The organism is Actinosynnema sp. ALI-1.44, assembly GCF_001984155.1.
In the GTDB taxonomy this organism is placed as follows: domain Bacteria; phylum Actinomycetota; class Actinomycetes; order Mycobacteriales; family Pseudonocardiaceae; genus Kibdelosporangium.
Window position 1 is genome coordinate 87,758 of the sequence record NZ_MTQO01000045.1, and the last position, 17,307, is coordinate 105,064.

At 66.1% G+C, this 17,307-nt stretch carries 18 protein-coding genes; 7 read left to right on the plus strand and 11 right to left on the minus strand.

From position 1 onward, the window contains the following. Nucleotides 1-182 precede the first annotated feature (182 nt). The 3 genes from ALI144C_RS20985 to ALI144C_RS20995 form a co-directional block, all read right to left on the minus strand. The gene (locus tag ALI144C_RS20985) at nucleotides 183-1,913 is read right to left on the minus strand and encodes a proprotein convertase P-domain-containing protein (RefSeq protein WP_083753240.1); all 1,731 of its coding nucleotides are present in this window, start codon (nucleotides 1,911-1,913) and stop codon (nucleotides 183-185) included. Between the two features lie 87 nt (nucleotides 1,914-2,000). After that, complete coding sequence (locus ALI144C_RS20990) at nucleotides 2,001-2,900, minus strand: transcriptional regulator (RefSeq protein ID WP_076988831.1); 900 nt, start codon at nucleotides 2,898-2,900, stop codon at nucleotides 2,001-2,003. 58 nt (nucleotides 2,901-2,958) lie between these two features. Then, nucleotides 2,959-3,162: a hypothetical protein gene (locus ALI144C_RS20995; protein WP_143230768.1), complete on the minus strand. Its 204-nt coding sequence runs from the start codon at nucleotides 3,160-3,162 to the stop codon at nucleotides 2,959-2,961. 136 nt (nucleotides 3,163-3,298) lie between these two features. Between ALI144C_RS20995 and ALI144C_RS21000 the strand changes: the two genes are divergently transcribed. Next, entirely contained in the window at nucleotides 3,299-3,865 is a 567-nt protein-coding gene (locus ALI144C_RS21000; RefSeq protein ID WP_076988833.1) for an HdeD family acid-resistance protein, read from the plus strand. A 9-nt stretch (nucleotides 3,866-3,874) separates the two neighbouring features. Here the strand turns inward: ALI144C_RS21000 and ALI144C_RS21005 are convergent, their stop codons facing one another. The 5 genes from ALI144C_RS21005 to ALI144C_RS21025 all read right to left on the minus strand — a co-directional run bounded on the left by ALI144C_RS21005 (nucleotide 3,875) and on the right by ALI144C_RS21025 (nucleotide 8,177). After that, nucleotides 3,875-4,516 (minus strand): sensor histidine kinase, encoded by a 642-nt coding sequence (locus tag ALI144C_RS21005; protein WP_076988834.1) that lies wholly within the window; start codon nucleotides 4,514-4,516, stop codon nucleotides 3,875-3,877. A gap of 3 nt (nucleotides 4,517-4,519) precedes the next feature. Continuing rightward, nucleotides 4,520-5,182, minus strand: a complete 663-nt coding sequence (locus ALI144C_RS21010; RefSeq protein WP_076988835.1) for a response regulator — start codon at nucleotides 5,180-5,182, stop codon at nucleotides 4,520-4,522. A gap of 100 nt (nucleotides 5,183-5,282) precedes the next feature. Next, nucleotides 5,283-5,924: a response regulator gene (locus ALI144C_RS21015; protein ID WP_076989131.1), complete on the minus strand. Its 642-nt coding sequence runs from the start codon at nucleotides 5,922-5,924 to the stop codon at nucleotides 5,283-5,285. Beyond that, the gene (locus ALI144C_RS21020; protein ID WP_076988836.1) at nucleotides 5,921-7,060 is read right to left on the minus strand and encodes a hypothetical protein; all 1,140 of its coding nucleotides are present in this window, start codon (nucleotides 7,058-7,060) and stop codon (nucleotides 5,921-5,923) included. The genes ALI144C_RS21015 and ALI144C_RS21020 overlap by 4 nt, the downstream gene beginning before the upstream one ends. Further along, nucleotides 7,047-8,177 (minus strand): sensor histidine kinase, encoded by a 1,131-nt coding sequence (locus ALI144C_RS21025; protein ID WP_076988837.1) that lies wholly within the window; start codon nucleotides 8,175-8,177, stop codon nucleotides 7,047-7,049. Before ALI144C_RS21025 ends, ALI144C_RS21020 begins: the two co-directional genes overlap by 14 nt. Before the next feature lie 229 nt (nucleotides 8,178-8,406). On the opposite strand from ALI144C_RS21025, the gene ALI144C_RS21030 reads away from it, so the two are divergent. From ALI144C_RS21030 to ALI144C_RS21055, 5 genes are all read left to right on the plus strand, one after another. Next, a complete protein-coding gene (locus tag ALI144C_RS21030; protein WP_076988838.1) occupies nucleotides 8,407-9,177 on the plus strand; it encodes a DeoR/GlpR family DNA-binding transcription regulator in 771 nt (256 codons plus the stop codon). A 10-nt stretch (nucleotides 9,178-9,187) separates the two neighbouring features. Further along, complete coding sequence (locus tag ALI144C_RS21035) at nucleotides 9,188-9,544, plus strand: DUF4406 domain-containing protein (RefSeq protein WP_202819014.1); 357 nt, start codon at nucleotides 9,188-9,190, stop codon at nucleotides 9,542-9,544. Between the two features lie 107 nt (nucleotides 9,545-9,651). Beyond that, nucleotides 9,652-10,137 (plus strand): ester cyclase, encoded by a 486-nt coding sequence (locus tag ALI144C_RS21040; RefSeq protein WP_076988839.1) that lies wholly within the window; start codon nucleotides 9,652-9,654, stop codon nucleotides 10,135-10,137. Nucleotides 10,138-10,388: 251 nt separating this feature from the next. Further along, nucleotides 10,389-11,360 (plus strand): methyltransferase domain-containing protein, encoded by a 972-nt coding sequence (locus ALI144C_RS54505; protein WP_076988841.1) that lies wholly within the window; start codon nucleotides 10,389-10,391, stop codon nucleotides 11,358-11,360. A gap of 193 nt (nucleotides 11,361-11,553) precedes the next feature. Continuing rightward, nucleotides 11,554-12,210: a response regulator gene (locus ALI144C_RS21055; protein ID WP_076989133.1), complete on the plus strand. Its 657-nt coding sequence runs from the start codon at nucleotides 11,554-11,556 to the stop codon at nucleotides 12,208-12,210. On the opposite strand, the gene ALI144C_RS21060 is transcribed toward ALI144C_RS21055, so the two are convergent. Then, nucleotides 12,207-13,346 (minus strand): DUF222 domain-containing protein, encoded by a 1,140-nt coding sequence (locus tag ALI144C_RS21060; RefSeq protein ID WP_076988842.1) that lies wholly within the window; start codon nucleotides 13,344-13,346, stop codon nucleotides 12,207-12,209. The two genes, ALI144C_RS21055 and ALI144C_RS21060, sit on opposite strands and share 4 nt — an antisense overlap. A 182-nt stretch (nucleotides 13,347-13,528) precedes the next feature. Beyond that, a complete protein-coding gene (locus tag ALI144C_RS21065) occupies nucleotides 13,529-14,353 on the minus strand; it encodes a hypothetical protein (RefSeq protein WP_143230769.1) in 825 nt (274 codons plus the stop codon). A 198-nt stretch (nucleotides 14,354-14,551) separates the two neighbouring features. Here ALI144C_RS21065 and ALI144C_RS21070 point away from each other — a divergent pair, with 198 nt between their 5' ends. After that, nucleotides 14,552-16,375: an ATP-binding protein gene (locus ALI144C_RS21070; protein ID WP_076988844.1), complete on the plus strand. Its 1,824-nt coding sequence runs from the start codon at nucleotides 14,552-14,554 to the stop codon at nucleotides 16,373-16,375. On the opposite strand, the gene ALI144C_RS21075 is transcribed toward ALI144C_RS21070, so the two are convergent. Further along, nucleotides 16,361-17,107 carry a metallophosphoesterase gene (locus ALI144C_RS21075; protein ID WP_076989134.1) on the minus strand — a complete coding sequence of 249 codons (747 nt, stop codon included), beginning with the start codon at nucleotides 17,105-17,107 and terminating at the stop codon, nucleotides 16,361-16,363. The two genes, ALI144C_RS21070 and ALI144C_RS21075, sit on opposite strands and share 15 nt — an antisense overlap. Between the last annotated feature and the right edge of the window lie 200 nt (nucleotides 17,108-17,307).

Here is a 17,307-nt window from a genome sequence, read left to right on the forward strand (position 1 = left end):
GTTAACCACACCATCCCCCAGCCACACACGACAAACCCCTGTGGACAACCCACCAAGACCAAGCCGCCCCTGTCACACCCCCTCGGTACGCTGGTGAACGGGGGCCGTGGCCACGCCCACGGCGAGAAAGAAGCCTTGTGAGACGCCGAAAGAGCGCACTCACAAGGCTTCAGACCAGTCAGCTACAGGGCGATCGACCAGCTGTCGAGCACGCCCTCGTCACGCGGACCGTTGTCGGCGACACGCAACGTCCACGTCCCAGCAGCCTTCTCGTTGACGGGAACCTGATAGGTCCGCTCCCCGCCGAACGGCGTGCACTGGAGACCACCGCTGCGCATGAGCGTGTACCCACGGCCGCTCGGTGCGACCAGGGTGATGGCCAGGTCCTGGTAGCACGTGTGCACCGCGGTGACCTTGACCGTCGCGGGGCTGGCGGCCGCACCGGTGGCGTTCGAGGTGAGCCTGCTGCTCGCCACGGTGAAGTCCCGGATCTGGTAGTCGGTGCCGTTGCTGAACGTCCGACCGCCGCCGCCACCAGGTTGCGTCCGTACGGTCACGCTCGCGCTCGCCGCGGACTGATTGCCTGCGGCGTCCCGCGCCCGCACGGTGAACGCGTAGCTCGTGTCAGCGGTCAATCCCGAGACAGTCGCTGACAGACTGGCGGACGACACCGCCAGTTCGCTGCCGTTGTACACGTCATAGCCCGCAATGCCCACGTTGTCGGTGGAGGCGTCCCACGCCAACGAAACGCTGTCGGAAGTAGCACCCGTCAAACGCGGGTTGCCCGGCACCGTTGGCGCTTGCGTGTCGCCACCCCCGCCGCCAACGAACAACGTCAGGCCCCACTTCCGCAGCGCCTCGTTCACCGGCTGGAAGATCGATTGGTCGTCCGCGCCGCCGGGCGAGCACGACGACTGCCCGCCCGAGTGCAGGCCGACAGCCTTGTCACCGGCCAGCCACGCGCCCCCGGAGTCCCCGCCGAGCGAGCAGGCGGTCGTCGTCGTGAGCCCCTCGACGACGACGCTGCCGTAGTTGATGGTCTGGTTGATCGCGGTGACCCGGCCGCACTGCCATTTCGAGGTGTTCCCGGAATGGCAGACCGACATGCCCTGGACCGGTTCGGTCGATCCGGTGACGGTGACCGGCGGTTTGCCCCACGTGTTGACAGCGGCGGAAAGGTTCCACCCCGATGCGGACACGGCGACAACGCCCATGTCACCTTCACGGGCATTCACGCTCCGGCCACCGCCCGAATTCGACGTGCCGATCCTGTTGCGCTGACCGCTCTCGCCGTACGCGGGCTGACTGACGTCATTGGTGCAGTGCCCGGCGGTGACGAAGTGCTTCCCGCCGGTCGAGTCGGTCGCCGGGAACCCGATCGAACAGTTGCTCTCACCGCCCGGCCACCACGGACTGCCAGGCCGGACGTCACCGGCCTGCTGGCGCGGTGCGGTGGCCGCCGTGACGATCCGCAGGTTCGGGTCGACCCGCCGGGCCCGGGCGACGAACTCGTCGTTGGCATGGCTCATCCGGATGACCAGGCCGTTGACCTGCGGATCTATCCCCCACCCGTAGACGCCGGACGCCTCACGCGGCCGGAGGCCCTCGAAGTCGGCCAGCAGCCGGTCGAGCTGAGCCTGGCTCCTGGCGACGACGACAGCCTCCGCGCCACCGGCCCTGACCCGGGCCGCTGAGGCCTGGTCCACCACAGCGACCACGAGCTTGCCGCGGCCGGAATCGAACCAATAACCAGCGTTGGACACCGTCAGGCTCGCGGCCGCGTCACGGGCGGCCGCCTCCTGCTGACCAGGGGATGGCGCGTCCGGCTGGCCTGCCGAGGAGCTGGGGCTGAACACGGCGGCGGTGGCGGCCGCAACGCATAAAGTAGAAAGGACTCTGCCGCGCATTCTCATGCGTGCTCTCCTTCATCATTCAACGCAGGGAATCCCGACGCTAAATGGCACACACCAAGAAAAACCACACCTTGCGAGCGTTAACAATTAAGCCCATTTCCACTGAAACCCGGCACACCCGGGGCCGAAATTCAGCACCACGTCGTGCACGCGCCCGGCCGCGTCGATCCTGGCGGGCGCCACGTCCTCGGTGTCGTCCAGACGTCGGCGGCGCACGCATTCGACCGGCAGGGCGGCCGGATCGAAGTGGATCTCCAGGACGAACTGGCGGACCGGCAGCCGGAACTTGCGCTCGTAGTTGGTGGCCTCCGGGTATGGCCTGCGGTTGATCAACTCGTGCTCGGTGATGATCGTCTCGCCGCGGTAGAGCGTCCGGTCGAACAGCAACTCGGCAACCAGCAGCCCGGACCGGGGATCCTCGATCACCCGGCCGAGCCTGCAGCCGCGGCGCGGGCGGACGACCGGCAACAGGCGGTCGTGCTCGTCGAGATGGAGGATGACCACCCACCGGTCCGGGCCGTCCATTTCGGCACGCAGCACCTGCTGGGACCGGAACGCGATCTCGCCGCGGTGCGGGCCGACGAAGATCTGGTCGTGTTGGCTGATCCTGGTGAGCCGCTCGTCCCAGCGGGTGTCGACGTGGTCGAGCGCGGCGACCACCGGATCGGGCTCCGGCCAGAACGCCTGCATCTCGAGCCGGTCGCCGTGCCGCACGGTCCACCGCCCACGCAGCCTCGGCGGCCCGAGCAGGCCGGTCAACGAACCACTGGGCACCTCCAGGATGTCCTCCAGGTGCACCAGGGCCGCCAGTGACTCACGCCGTTCCGGCCTGCTGCGGCCGGATTGCCAGTAGCTCAGCGTCGCGGCCGTCAGCGAATGGCCCCGACGCAGCAGACGTTCCCGAATCCGGTCGAGTGGCAACCCCCGGGACACGATCGCGGCACGCAACGCGGTCGCGAAGTCCCCGTCCCGCTCGGCATTGAGCACGCCTTCACGATAGGCGGATTTCGATCGGATCCAAGATTAACTGTTAAGTGCTACTTCACTAAGCGGCGACAGCCTTGGCCAGCGCGTGGTGGTTGTGGAAGTCGCGCGAGTGCACGGTCAAGCCGTCACGTACACGGACCACCAGAACGTTGGCCGCGTCCTGTGCGTACAGCTGCGACAGTTCGCTCCAGCTCTCGGTTGAGATGCCGTTGATCAGGCGATCGGCGTCATGGCCCACCACAGGAACTAATCGGACCTTCACTCCGCTACGACTATACGGACCCAAGACTCCGGTTGGCCACGAAACGCCTTTTCATGATCACTTAACGATCCGTCACTGTGCACAACTGGTCACACGGGGTGAGAATGTCCCCGCGAACGGACCTATGGAGGCAGCCATGACCAGCCCCGATGTACACGACCGGATCACCGTGATCGACCTGCCCAAGGCATGGGGGCTGGTGGTCCTGCGCGGCGTGCTGGCCGTGCTGTTCGGACTGCTCGCGTTGGTCTGGCCGGGACTGACCGCACTGGCGCTCGCCCTCGTCTTCGGCATCTACGCTCTGGTCGACGGCATCGGCCTGCTGGTGGACGCGTTCCGCAACCCGGACAAGTCGAACCGCGGAATGCGGATCCTCGGTGGGATCCTCGGCGTCGCCGCCGGTGTCGTCGCGATCGTCTGGCCGGGGATCACGGTGGCCGCGCTGGCCATCCTCGTCGGCGCGTGGGCGCTGGTCACCGGCATCACCGAGATCGTGGCGGCGTTCCGGCTGCGCAAGCAGATCGAGGGCGAACTGCTGCTCGGGCTGGCCGGTCTGCTGTCGGCGATCTTCGGCATCCTGGTGCTGCTGTGGCCCGCGCTCGGCGTGGCGGCCATCGCGGCGTTCATCGGCGTGTTCTCGCTGATCTACGGCATCGTCCTGATCGCGCTGGGCCTGCGGCTGCGCAAGCTGGCGCGCCAGTAGAGCCACCTGTTACCTGGGCACCCACAGCGTGACCCGGGTACCTCCGCCGGGCCGCGACACGATGTCGGCGTACCCACCCACCTGAGTGAGCCGCGCGACGATGGACTCGTTGATGCCGAACCCGCGCGGCCGCTCGGCCATGTCGAACCCGACACCGTGGTCGCGGGTGGTCACCGCGATCCCACCGTCCCGCTCCTCCACCCGGACCGTCGCCTGCGTCGTCTGGGCGTGTTTCAAGGTGTTGCGCAGGGCTTCCCTTGTCGCTTCCCGGATCGCCTTGCGCCGTGCCTCCGAAAGCTGGTCGTCTATTTCGGCCACCACCAATTGGGCCCGCAAACCGTCCCGCGCGAGGTCGGTGGCCACAGCGGCCAGATCCTCGGACAACCGGCCACCGGCCGGCGACTCTTGGAAACCACGGCGCAGCACGCTCGCCTGAGCGCGGGCGAGATTGCGGAACTCCGCGAGCTTCGCCGGTGCGTCGATCACGTCGGACGGCGTGCGCATCGCCATCGCTTCCAATGCCTGCAGCACCGTGTCGTGGATCCGCCGGTTGAACTCGGCTCGTTCAGCCGAGCGTCCACGCCGGAAGCCGACGAGATAAGCAGCGACACCCAAGGCGCCGGCCACCAACGCCGCGATCAGGATCTCCACAGGTCACACCGGAACGGTTGGCGCGACCGGCACGTACGCGACGCCTTTCTCAATCGCGTACCGCGTCAGTTCGGGCCGCCGCCGCTGACCCGTCTTGTCCCTGATCCGATCGAGATACGACCGAACGGTCCGGATGCTGATGTCCAGCACCTCCGCGATGTCCTGGTCGCGTTCCCCAGCCGCCACCAGCGAAAGCACTTGCCGCTCCCGCGCGGACAGCTCGATCACCAGCCCGCTGTCCCGGCCGGGCAACGCGTCCAGCACGTGCGCGGCCAGCATCGGGCTGACGTAGCTGTTGCCGCCGGCGATCAGCCGGACGGCGTGCAGGATCTCGGCGCCGTCGGAGTCCTTGGACAAGTAGCCGCTGGCGCCGGCGGCCATCGCGCCAAGTACCTCGGCGCGCCCCGAGTACGCCGAGAGAACGAGGACGCGATGGCCTAATCCGACGACCTCCACCACAGCCGACGATCCCTGCGCACCGGGCAGGCGCAAATCCAGGACCACCACACCGCCCGGGTGCTGGCAGTGCGCGGCGAACTGGGCGACAGACCCGGCGACCGCGTCCACCTCGATGTCCGGAGCGTCGGCCAGCAACTGGGCGACGGCGGCGCGGTACAGCGGATGGTCCTCGATCACACCGACCGGGATCCTCGTGGCGGCGGCCATCGATCTCCTCCCTCGGGTCGCTGGTCAGCAGGGTAAACACCGAGGTGACGCCGCGCTGAGAGTCAATCGCCCCTCATGGCCAGCTGGATGAGCCAGGCGACTACAGTTCGTCGACCCGGACGATCCCGTCCTGGATGGCGCGGGCAACCAGCGCCGCCTTGGTCGGCGCCTCGCGTCCCACGTTGGCGTACTTCACGCGGACCCGGTCCAGGTAGCCGTTGACGGTGCTGACCGTGAGGTTCAGTTTCTGCGCCACCATCTCCTTGGACTCGCAGTGGAACCACTCGAGCAGGACGTCGATCTGGCGCTGTGTGAGGTTCGGCCGGTTGGCACGGGTGTCCGTGCCCAACGCGCCAGACAGGGCTGGCGGGGTGTACGGGGTGTTGCTGGCGGCGGCGTGGATCGCGGCAACGAGATGGTCCTCCCCCTCGGCCTTGGTCAGATAGGTGAACGCCCCGATGTCCAGGCAGGTCAGGGCGGTCTCCCTGTCCTCCCGCATGGTGTAGACGACAACCTGGCGCCCCGCGTCGACCAGCCGTTTGAGATCGCCGTACGCCGGACCGGTGATGTCGAGTTGCAGATCGAGGACCACCACGTCGGCCCGATCGCCGGGATCCAGCCACGCGACGGACACGCCCGGACCCGAGTCCAGCACGTCGATCGGCGGGTCGGCGGCCTGGCACCACGCCTTGACCCCAGCGATCACAGCGGGATGGTCGTCCACCACCACGATGCTCGTCATCCGCGGCCCCTCCAGGTCGCCTGCACCCACATCCGGTCCCCGGTGGTCACGGTGGAGGTGGTGATCTCGTCGTTGTCCACGACCGGGACGTCGTAAGGCAAGGAGTCCGCCACCACGCTGACAGTGACCTCCTCGCCGGCACCGACGACAGTGAGCCGGACGTTGCCACGGGCCGTGGCCAGTACCGCGACTGCGGGCTCGGTGAGCAACCGGCGCATCACGACAGGCACCGGCGGCCGCTCGCCCCGCTCGGAGAACCGTACCGAGACCCCATTTCGCTCGGCCAGGCCGACACAGGCCATCAATTCGTCCACCAAGGGATCCGGGCTTGCGGTGGTCTCGCCGAAGAGCCTGCGCATCCGTGCGGCCTCGATCGCGCAAGTCCGGCGCACGGTCCCGTCCCCCGGGTCGAGCGTCCCGGACGCCAACCCGGCGAGCACCGGCGCCGTCGTTTCAGCGAGCGCGGCGTACCGGTCCTTGCGGTCGGCGTGCAACTGGGACGCGACGGCATCAGCGGTCCGCGCGCGTTCCTCCTCACGCGACATCCTGGCCACGGATACCGCGACCCGGCGTAGCGCGTTCGCGAGCAGGATGACCGCGATCTGGAAAGCAGACGTGACCACAGTGGTGTTCACCGCTCCGGCGAACGTGACGTCGACCGGGCCGTTGAAGATCGCGAGCACGAACGCCGGGACGTAATGCGCCACCAGCAGTCCGGCGAACATGGCGACGGGCTTGCCCATCACGAGGAGAACCAGCGGCCATCCGACGATCTCGTCGGACCAGTGCGCAGTGCCCAGCCGGTCGACAGGGGCAACGGTCAGCGTCGCGGCGATCGACGTGGCGAGCACTACGACGATCAACGGCCACCGGAAGACCCGCACCACCCGGTCGAACGCGCACGCAGCCGAGACGACTGTCAGGACCACCAAAGCCGCGAGCTGGACCTCGACCGGCCGGTAGGTGTCCCAGTTGGCCAGGAGCTTCGGCAGTTCGAGGCCGTACAGGATGACCAGACTGATCGCGGCGGAACTCCACCGCATGCCCCGCATGTACCTGGTGGCGACGTCCTCGGCGTGCCCCCGCACGTCCGGCTGGTCATCCCGGTCGGGGTCGCTGTGCTCAGGCGCGCGCATCGGGCCACTCCAACACGACGTCGGTCCCCACGCCTGGCGCACTAGTGACGATGGCCTGGCCGCCCAGGCGAGCCATACGCTCGACCAGGGAACTTGCCAGCCCGTACCCGCGGCTCGTGGTGCGGGCCGGGTCGAATCCCTTCCCTCGGTCACGGATGCGAACCGTCGCCACGCCTTCGTCGCCACGCACAGAGACCTCAGCGGCGTCCACACCCGCGTGCCGAACAACGTTCGTCAACGCCTCACGCGCGCCACGGCACAGCGCGATGGCCACCACGGCGGGCAACGTCACCGAATTCCACACCTGCCACTCGATGCGCAGCGGGACGTGGTCGACGACGTGGCGCAGCATCGGGACCAGGTCGACATCACCGTCGACGGGATCGGTGTGCCCCTGGATGACCTCGAGATCGCGGGCGGCTTGCTCAGCGAGCCACGTCTCCGTCCGGTTCGCCACGCCCGCACCGACCATGAGCAGCGTGGCGGAGGCGGTGTCATGCAGTGCAGCCAGGTACTCCCGCTCGTCCGCACGGCGGGCTGCCGAGACCGCTGCCTCACGCCGGACTTGCTCACCACGTTCGAACTCCCGGTCAGCGGCCCGTCCACCCCGGCGCACCAGGAGGTACAAGCCACGTCCAAGGAGCGCCTCAACGGCCATCCACGACCCGATCGGGATGACGAAAGCCCAGTCCTGCAGGTCGGCCAGGACACCACCGGTGAGGTAGGCGGCCAGGATCACGGCGGTGGCGACCGCGCCGAGAAACGGTGACGAGTGGAACTGATAGGCGACCACGATGATCGACGTGGCGACCAGCACCCAGTTCACGCGGTCGGCCTGCATCTCCGGCGCGATCGTCCACACCTGCGCAAGGCACACACCGCTGACGACCAGGAGGTCGACCACCAGCAGCCACTTTCGCCGCCGACGCAGCATGCGAACGGCGAAGCACACGTTCCAGGCGTTGAACATCAGAACGACCAGGGTGGAGAGCAGCACGTCACGCTGGTCGGTGGTGACCCACGAAACGAGGCTGCTGAGCGCGACCACCACAGCACGGATAACCACGGCGTAGAACAGGCCGAGGCGATTGAGTTCTCGTTCCGCGGGGCTGGTCATGGGCGGCGGGCCCGTCCGGCCGGCAGACCGTGCGCGGACGGCTGGTCATCCCTCTGCGCCACTCTCACCGGCTCATCTTAGTGGTGAGGAAGTCACCGCGACCCCGACAACGACGACAACATCAGGCAACGTCGCGATCCCGGAATTCGCACTCGACCAGGCCAACCGCACATCTCGCATGCCCAACACCGATCTACCACTTCTACCACGCTCATGGTAGAAACGAGTCATGGCTGTCGTCGACCGACTCGACCTGACACTCCGCCTGGTGCGCGGCGCGGAACGGATCTCGCTGAACGAATTGGCCGACCGACTCGGCGTGTCACTGATGACCGTGCGGCGTGACCTGGACGAACTCCAAGCACAGGGTTTGGTCCAGCGGGTCCGCGGCGGCGCGGTCTCACTCGCCGCACCCGCGGAGGAAGCCGGATTCGCTGCGCGCGAGCCTTGGCAAGCCGCGACAAAACACCGGATTGGCGCTGCCGCGGTGGGCCTGATCGAACCCGGCCAGACCATCCTGTTGGACGCGGGAACAACCACGGCGGCGCTCGCCAAGAGCCTGGCCGTTCGTGCTCCGCTGACGGTCGCCGCGCTCAGCCTGCAGGCCGCGCAACGGCTGGCAGACAAGCCAGGTATCCGCTTGTTGGTTGTCGGTGGCGAGTCACGGCCGGGCGAACGCAGCCTCGTCGGCCACCTGACTCTCCGGATGCTGGAAGAACTGTGGTTCGACACGTTCGTGATGTCGATCGGCGCGGTGCACCGCGATCTCGGCTGGTCGGAGTTCTCGATGGAGGACGCGACCGTGAAACAACACGCCCGCTGCCGTGCCTCGAAGACGATCGTAGTCGCCGACTCGACCAAGCTCGGCGTGCGTGCCTTCGCCCGAGTGGCCGGCCTTGGCGACGTCGACACGTTCGTAACCGACGACCCCGGACCGGGCGGCGCCATGGAGACCCTTACCGATATCCGCGACGCCGGTGTGGACGTCGTGCTGGCCTGAAGGAGCGGCAATGTCCCTGATGATTCTGGTCGCTGGACCCTACCGGTCGGGAACCGGCGACGACCCGGCCAAACTCGCGGCCAACGTCGACGCCATGAACAAGGCAGCCTTGAGCCTGTTCCGCGCAGGACACCTCGCGGTCACCGGTGAGGCGCTGGCGCTGCCACTGATCCAACTGGCTGGTTCCACCGAGGTCGGCGACGCGACGTTCGACGAGATCTTTCACCCCATCGCGCGACAACTGCTCTCGCGCTGCGACGCCGTCCTACGGATAGGCGGACCGTCGGCAGGCGCGGACGAGATGGTCGAACAGGCGCGCGCCGAGGGAAAACGGATCTTCACCAGCCTGGATGACGTGACGGCTTGATGTGGCGGGCGGACGCGGCACAGTCGACCACCAGAGCCGTCTCTACGTAGCAGATTCCGTAGTGCCACGGATACCCCGAATGGCCGACGCGGAGCAGGATTCACATCATGAGCGATCGGTCTGCGCCCAACTCGCGGTACAAGAACCTAGTCCTCGCGCTCAACCACGCCTTCAACACCGGCGATCTGTCGTCCGTCGACGACCTGCTCACGCCGGACTTCGCTGAGCGAGACATGCCACCAGGCCCGGAGGGGTACAAAACGGCGGTCCGGCAACTGCGCGCGGCCTTGGCCGAGCCCAGGTCAGAGGTACTCGGGTTGGTCGCCGAAGGGTCGACTGTGGTGCTGCGGGTCCGGCTGACCGGAGTGCACGTCGGCGAGATCGTCGGGGTGGCGCCGACACGACGCCAGGTCGACGTGGAGCAAATCCACTTCTACGAAGGCAGGGACGGCCGCCTGGCGACGCACCACTACATCCGGGACGATTTGGCCCTGCTCGGACAACTGGGAGTTCGCTCGGACGTGCAGGCAACCATGTACCTCCGGCCTGGTAACCAAACCAAACACGGCCACATGGCGCGCTACGCCGGTTGAGATTACGTACTGGCACGGATGGCGCATTCCGGAAGAAATGGCCACGATTCGGCCATGAGGAAGACGTGGGGACTGATCGGCGCACCAAGCGATCAGGCACCGAAGACCGCGCTGGATTCGCCGGCATTCTGCCACCAGAACGCCATACACTTGGCGATGCCGATCGCTCTCACGCTCACACCACCGACCAGCCTGCGTACCAACCCAGTGGTCACAGTCGACTGTGCACATGAAGCCAGGGTGGCCAACTCGTGAGCACGCCGTATCTCAACCTCACCGTCGCGGCAGGAAAGGTCGCTGCCTTCTCCACCGCAGTCCGGCTGGGCCTTCTTGATCGCATCGACCGCGAACCAGCGAGCCCAGCCGAACTAGCCCGTACCTGCGGCGCCACCGAACGCGGGGTGCGTGTGGTTCTCGCTGCGCTCGCCGAGGGCGGCTTCGTCGAAGAACTTCAAGATGGCCGCTACCAACCGGTGTTGACAGGGCTCGCTGGACTGCACCCATTGATTCCGCTGTGGGATCACCTCCCCGACGCTGTACGAACGGGCGCCCCGGTACACGACCTGAACGCATCGCCGCCAGCCAGCACTCTCTATCCACGCCCGACGATGATCCTGGGAGGTCCGTGGGCCAGTGCCGTGCACCAGGTCATCGCGGCGCTACCGGCGGATGCGAAACGTGTCCTGGACATTTCCGCCTGCGATGAGCCATGGACAATTCCGTACTGCCAACGGCATCCATGGAGCCACGTCACCGCGCTTGACCTTCCGGAGGCCCTGCCCACGATTCGGCGCGCAGTGTCACGCGCCGGAATACTGGACCAATATGACTTCGTCTCCGGTGACCCGTTCACCACCCCACTCGAATCGGGCCCCTACAACTTGATCATTGTCGCTCATGTGTGCAGCATGGTCGATCGCGCAGACGGAGCCGCTTTGATCAAACGGCTGGCTTCAACCCTGACCACTGGAGGCGTCCTTGCCATCATCGACATCCTCGCTGACGCGCCCGGTTCGGCGATGCAGGAACTGTCGCTATACCTGCGGACACGTGCAGGCTCAGTCCACCAGCCAGGCACGTACCGGCGCTGGCTCACCGAAGCGGGCCTCAGCGAACTCCGCAGCGTAGACCTGTCTGCGCCGCTGGCGATTACGGTGATCACCGGCAGTAAAGACGCTGCCGCCGTATCCGCACGAGGCGAAACATCGACCGGGGAGGAGTAGCAGCGATGTCGGCGACCGCAAGCCACGAACGCAGACGTGCGGATTCCCAGCCGGGAAAGTTTCCCGGTCTATATAGGTGCACGCTCCCTGTTATCTGGGTGTTCGCGTTCGGGACACTTGACGAATGGAGGCTGTGTCAATCCGCTACACACTCGGAGCTGAGCGGGGTCCCGCCGACAGCGACAGAGGCGTCATGACATCGCTGCCGCCGGAGAAAGAGCTGACGGTGGTGCTCGCGGACGACCACCCGGTCGTGCGCAGTGGGCTACGCGCATTGCTGTCCTCCGTTGCAGGGATAGCGGTGGTCGCGGAGGCGACCAATGGCCGTGAAGCCGTTGACGAGACGGTGAAACACCGGCCGGACGTTCTGCTTGTCGACCTCCAGATGCCTGACCTGAACGGCATCGCAGCCACCCGCGAAGTCCTGCAGGCCGCCCCTGAAGTGGCGGTACTGGTCCTCACCATGTTCCACGACGACGAGTCGGTGGTATCGGCGATGCGCGCGGGCGCGAGGGGGTACATCCTCAAAGGCGCGGGCCAAGAGGACATCGTCCGCGCTGTGCGTGGTGTGGCAGCAGGCGAGGCGATCTTCGGCCAGAACGTCGCGCACAGGGTGCTGGACTTGCTCGCGACTCCGCGAACAGCCGAACCCTTCCCAGACCTGACTGCCCGAGAGCGCGAGGTCCTCGACCTTGTGGCGGCGGGCCTGGGCAACGCGGTGATCGCACGCCAGCTGCACCTGGCGCCCAAGACCGTGAGCAACCACATCTCAGCGATCTTCGCCAAGCTGCGAGTTGTGGACCGGGCGGCCGCGATCGTGCGAGCACGGGAAGCAGGTTTGGGACGTTAGGCGGCCGGTTCCTCATATCGTTCCGCCACCACTTCTCGTACCTGCTCGGTCGGTGTCACGAAGATCAACCGCTCAGGCTCCGGCTGAGCGACTATCCAGCCCTTCGTACGCTGGTACATCAACTGGTGCCGTTTGCACAGCAACAGGTAATCGCGGTGTTGCTTCCGCCTGCCGCGGGTCGTTCGTTTCGACTTGTGCAACCGGCACCTGCGGCCTGGAACTCGACATCCCGGCTGCCGACACGTGCGGTCACGCATCCTGATCCTGTTGGCGAGCCCCTCTGACGCGTACAGGTTTGCTCCCACTTCCAACAGGTGCCCGAAGTCATCGGTGACGAGTCGGCGGAGTGCGCCGTCGCGAGCGAGTTCACGGCACTGTTCGGCGGTAATCGGCCCGTATTCGGACAGTTCGCCGGGCGTCTCGTTCAAGCCGATCAATGTGCTCAGCGGAACGGTGACGTTGATGATCGCCCGCACCCGCTGCTGGTCATTGCCCAACACGAGATCGACCAGCGCGTCACCCCGGCGCTGGGCAAGAGTTCTGGTGTCGTCAGGGGTCTTCGCCTGGTGGGCAAGGTGGTTCAGGACGTTGTATGCCGACTCGGCCTCGCCGGCGAGCATCGTCGCGACCAGTTTCGCCGAGCCGTCCTCAGACTTCCGGGTGACAACGTCCCGCTGTTCCAGTTTCTGTTTTCGTTTCCGCTCAGCCGCTTCCGGGTCGACTTTCATCGCCTGACGCCGCAGTGCGCGACGATACTCCTGGTAGCTGGCATGCGGGCCTTGAGCGAGCACGGCTTTCTCGACCGCCAGTGCGTCCTCATCGGACAGTTCCTTGGTGATCTGATACGTCGCCCGCGTGCGGGCCATGTCGATGACGCCTTCCTGCAGCGCGTTGAGCGTTTCAGGTAGTCGCCGGACTATGTGCTCGGCTTCGAGTATTCGGTTGGTGGCAACCCTTATCGACATGTTCGACGAGGCTGCGATCTCTTCGGAGGCACCATCCGCGAGTTTGACGCCTGGCCGTCCCGGCGGGTGGTGTTCGGCGAACTTGGCGAGATCACGGAGCCCCTTGGCCTGCCAGTAGGCTTCCCGCTTCATGTCCTCACAGATGGACTCGATGATCGTGGTTTCGTTCATGTCGTCAACCGTAGACCGGGGGTCTGACAGTTTGTGGTTGCTCGGCCGTCGAGTTCGTACCGATGGTCCATCGGTACGATGATTCCCTTTTCAGGGCAGAGAAATCACCCCGCCCACGAACGCGGACGGGGTGATTCCCTGACCGATCACCGGCTGGGGGGACGGCGATCGGCGGTCTGGTGTCAGTTTCCCTCGATCTGCTCCGCCGCTGGAGCGTCGATCTTGACCGGCGTGCCATACTCGAAGAAGTCCCAGTTCATCGATCCGCCCGCGTCATCTCCGGACATCGCTATCTGGAAACGCGCGAGTCTGCCTTTGCCATCGACGAACAGCTTGATCGCGCCGGACGCGTCCGCCGGGATCTCCGTGCTGTCCTTCTGGTCCGCAGGGAGCTTGGCCGGGTCGACGGTGACTTTGTACCGGGTTGTCTGGACGCCTCGGATGGTCTCCGAACCGTCCGGTGTGACGTCCGCGATCTCCTTGATCTTGTCGATGAACATCATGGGGTCGCTTCCGGCGCTCTGCCCACCCACCGAGCCCAGTTCGCCCAGTGAAGACTGCAGTTGCTTCAGGTCGGTCTTCGACCACTTCGTCGCCGGTGCACCCTCGATAGAGGTCTTCGTGTAAATGGTGTTGCCATCGTTAAGGATGGTCATGGTGGTCTTCTTGCCACCCATGTCCATCACAGAGTCGACTTTGGACCGGTTGTTCTTGAAGTCGATCTCCCCCGTGCTGGTCCAGCCGACCGCACCGGGACCACCGTCGTCCTTGATCTCCATCTTCGACTCGAACTTGCAGCTGAGCTCGCCTCGCGTAGTCTTGGCGGCCGAGGCGATCAGTGATTTCGGGTCGGCCTTGGAAGGGTTGTCCGGCTTGGGGGCTTCCTGTTGTGTGGCCGTCCCACCGGACTGTGGTTGGGGGCTGCTGGACACAGCGGACTTCTCGCAGCTCGCCATGGCGAGCACAGACAGCGTGACCGCTGCGATCACACCGACTCGAGTACGCATAGTGCTTGGTCCCTCCGTGCCCTCGGTGCCGGTTCGGTTTCGCCGGCACCGACAACTCTGGAGCGTCATGACACCCAAACGGCAGGGCGTGGGCCCGGGAAAGGGCGGGAAACTGTCCGGACGAGATCGGGACCTCGATCCCAGGACAAATCAGCCCGTACGAAGGACCATTACGTGGTGCCGCACTCTGCTCACCGTATGACGGCCAGCCTGGCTTGGGGAACGCTCGCGGTCGCCGCTGTGGCGACGACCGTGGCGGTTGTCCTGGCCGTCGCAGACGGAGTGAGCTGGCAACCAGTCGTCGGCAGCACGGCTATGAGCATCGCCTTCTCGATAAGCGGCGCGCTCCTGGCCGCACAACGGCCGAAGAACCCGATCGGGTGGTTGTTCCTGGCAGCCGGTGTGGCCAACGCGGTCACGGCCGTCTCGCTGCCGTTGTGCTACGCCGCCGGGCAGCAAGCGTGGATCCTGTCCGCGGCCTTGGCCCTGCCACTGGCGCTCCTGCTGTTCCCCACCGGGCGACTACCCGGCCCTTGGTGGGCAGTGCTGGGGTGGGCACTTGCCGCGGCCACGCCGTTTGTCCTGCTCGGCTTGCCCGCAGCGAGGATTGTGTGGACCGGATTGGCAGCTGCGGTGATTGTCCCGGTTGTCCTGCGTTATATGCGTGGCGACGAGGTGGTGCGACGCCAACTGCTGTGGTTGGTGTTGGCGGTGACCGGCAACGCCTTGGCGTTCTTGCCGTGGATCCTGCGGCTGGGTCCTGGTCTGCTGCTGGTGACACTCTCGCTGGTTCCGGCGGGTATGACGATCGCCATACTGCGATACCGCCTGCTGGACGTCCGGTTGTTGGTCTCCCGCAGTTTGCTGTACTTGCTGTTGGCGGTCGGCGTGATCGCGATCTACGCCGGTCTGGTTGTTCTGCTTGGCCGGACGCTGGACATCGAGGCTCATTTGGGCATCGCCACACTGGTCGCTGTCGGCGTAGCACTGCTGTTCAACCAGGCCAGGATCAGGCTCCAACCGATCATCGACCGTGCGCTCTATGGCCATCGCCGTGATCCTGTACGAGCGCTGAGCCACCTTAGTGCGCGGCTCGACACCGAGATGGACTCGCTGGACGATTTGCTCACCGCGGTCCGCGACGCGTTGCAACTGCCGTATGTCGCGTTCCGGCTGCAAGGCAGAGAAGTGGCCGCGTCCGGTTCAGCCGCCGGTGTCCTTGAGGTCGTGCCCCTGGCAGCGTCCGGCGCCGCGAGCGGCGAGCTGGTGATCGGAGTGCGTCCCGGTCAGAACCGTCTCGGCAGTCAGGACATGCACGTCCTCGCGGTGTTGGCGATTCCTCTGGGTGTGGCGTTGCGGGCGACGATGCTGTCCGAGGAGCTCCAACTGTCGCGGGAACGCATCGTCGCGGCCCGCGAGGAAGAACGACGGCGTCTACGCCGTGACCTGCACGACGGCCTAGGCCCGACGTTGAGTGGAGTCGCCTACGCGACCGATGCGGCCAGGAACCTGGCGCGATCGGACCCTGACACGGCGGTCGACCTCCTGGTGCGCCTGCGTGGTGACATCGGCGATGCGATCGTCGAGATCCGACGCCTCGTCGAGGGCCTTCGCCCGCCGGCGTTGGACGAACTCGGCCTTATCGGCGCCCTGCACCGCGAGGCCGAGCGTCTGTCCTATCAGGAAGGCGGGCATCCGTTGACTGTCAGCGTGGACGCACCGTCGGACATGCCTGAACTCCCGGCCGCGATCGAAGTGGCGGCGTACAGGATCAGCGCGGAGGCCCTGAACAACGCGGCGAAACACTCGGGCGCCACCCAAGTCTGCGTGCAGATTACCGTTGGCGACGAGTTGCACATCCAGGTCCGCGATGACGGCAGTCCCGGCCTCGATGGGTGGTCCCCGGGTGTGGGCATGGCGTCGATGTCCGAGCGTGCTGCCGAAGTCGGTGGGCGCTGTGAGGCCCGTCCAGGACCAGACGGGGGCAGTGTGGAGGCTGTCCTTCCGCTAAAGCCTTGGTGAGACGACGCGATAGTGCGTTGTCAGCCGCCGGTCATCGTCCAGGACGTGGAAAGCGATCGATGGCGGCATGTGGAGATCGGCGATTTCGTCGGTCTCCCATGGCATCATTATCGTCGACACGACGCCTGGCGCGACAAGGAGCGGCACTCCCGCGAACGTGGTCGCCGCGCCGGTGTGCGCGTGCCCGCAAAGGACCCCAACCACATTGGGGTATCGCGTCACCAGTGCGGCCAGCCGCTCCTCGCCGGTTTGCCGGATGCTGTCGACGAACAGCGCGTGCAGCGCCACCGGTGGGTGGTGGAAGCACACGAACACCGGAGCATCCCCGGCACCTGCGATAACCGACTCCAGCCAGGTGAGGGTTTCGTCAGCGAGGTACCCGTCCGGACGACCCGGAATGCTCGAGTCACACATGGCGAACACGGCCCCGCTCACTCGATGGACTTGGTTGATCGGCGCTTCGTCGGCGGCCTCACCTAGCAGGACCTCGCGATACGGCCCACGTGAGTCGTGGTTGCCCGGGCAGTGCAGCAATGTCGGCGAGTTGGAGAACAGCTTTGCGACCTTCTCATACTCCTCGGCCAATCCGTGGTCGGCGAGGTCACCGGTTACCAGGATCGCGTCGATAGGACCAGGAAGTCCGTTGAGGTAGTCGAACACCCGAGTGGCTCGCTCGACGCTTCGCGGTTCGCCGTCGATGTGGATGTCGCTCACGTGTGCCAGAACGATCATGCCGCCCCACTCGCCATATTGCGCTGCGTCACCGTGCACAGAGCATTGGACTTACAAACTACCGGATTCTGATCAACCAAAGAAGTCCACTTCTGCTGCTTCTCCGACGGCCAATTTCCGGTCATGCAAGGCCGCATGCGGGCAGGGTGGCGCGACGGCGAGATTCCTGGCGCGGGCAGGGATTCCGGTCGTCGGAATCG

What these genes read in the sequence shown, in the direction of transcription:
- ALI144C_RS21065 (WP_143230769.1), bottom strand. Translation starts at nt 14,353, where the DNA reads ATGCGTACTCGAGTCGGTGTGATCGCAGCGGTCACGCTGTCTGTGCTC.
- ALI144C_RS21015 (WP_076989131.1), bottom strand. Translation starts at nt 5,924, where the DNA reads ATGACGAGCATCGTGGTGGTGGACGACCATCCCGCTGTGATCGCTGGG.
- ALI144C_RS21030 (WP_076988838.1), top strand. Translation starts at nt 8,407, where the DNA reads ATGGCTGTCGTCGACCGACTCGACCTGACACTCCGCCTGGTGCGCGGC.
- ALI144C_RS21000 (WP_076988833.1), top strand. Translation starts at nt 3,299, where the DNA reads ATGACCAGCCCCGATGTACACGACCGGATCACCGTGATCGACCTGCCC.
- ALI144C_RS20985 (WP_083753240.1), bottom strand. Translation starts at nt 1,913, where the DNA reads ATGAGAATGCGCGGCAGAGTCCTTTCTACTTTATGCGTTGCGGCCGCC.
- ALI144C_RS21075 (WP_076989134.1), bottom strand. Translation starts at nt 17,107, where the DNA reads ATGATCGTTCTGGCACACGTGAGCGACATCCACATCGACGGCGAACCG.
- ALI144C_RS21010 (WP_076988835.1), bottom strand. Translation starts at nt 5,182, where the DNA reads ATGGCCGCCGCCACGAGGATCCCGGTCGGTGTGATCGAGGACCATCCG.
- ALI144C_RS21025 (WP_076988837.1), bottom strand. Translation starts at nt 8,177, where the DNA reads ATGACCAGCCCCGCGGAACGAGAACTCAATCGCCTCGGCCTGTTCTAC.
- ALI144C_RS21035 (WP_202819014.1), top strand. Translation starts at nt 9,188, where the DNA reads ATGTCCCTGATGATTCTGGTCGCTGGACCCTACCGGTCGGGAACCGGC.
- ALI144C_RS21040 (WP_076988839.1), top strand. Translation starts at nt 9,652, where the DNA reads ATGAGCGATCGGTCTGCGCCCAACTCGCGGTACAAGAACCTAGTCCTC.
- ALI144C_RS21070 (WP_076988844.1), top strand. Translation starts at nt 14,552, where the DNA reads ATGACGGCCAGCCTGGCTTGGGGAACGCTCGCGGTCGCCGCTGTGGCG.
- ALI144C_RS21020 (WP_076988836.1), bottom strand. Translation starts at nt 7,060, where the DNA reads ATGCGCGCGCCTGAGCACAGCGACCCCGACCGGGATGACCAGCCGGAC.
- ALI144C_RS21060 (WP_076988842.1), bottom strand. Translation starts at nt 13,346, where the DNA reads ATGAACGAAACCACGATCATCGAGTCCATCTGTGAGGACATGAAGCGG.
- ALI144C_RS21055 (WP_076989133.1), top strand. Translation starts at nt 11,554, where the DNA reads ATGACATCGCTGCCGCCGGAGAAAGAGCTGACGGTGGTGCTCGCGGAC.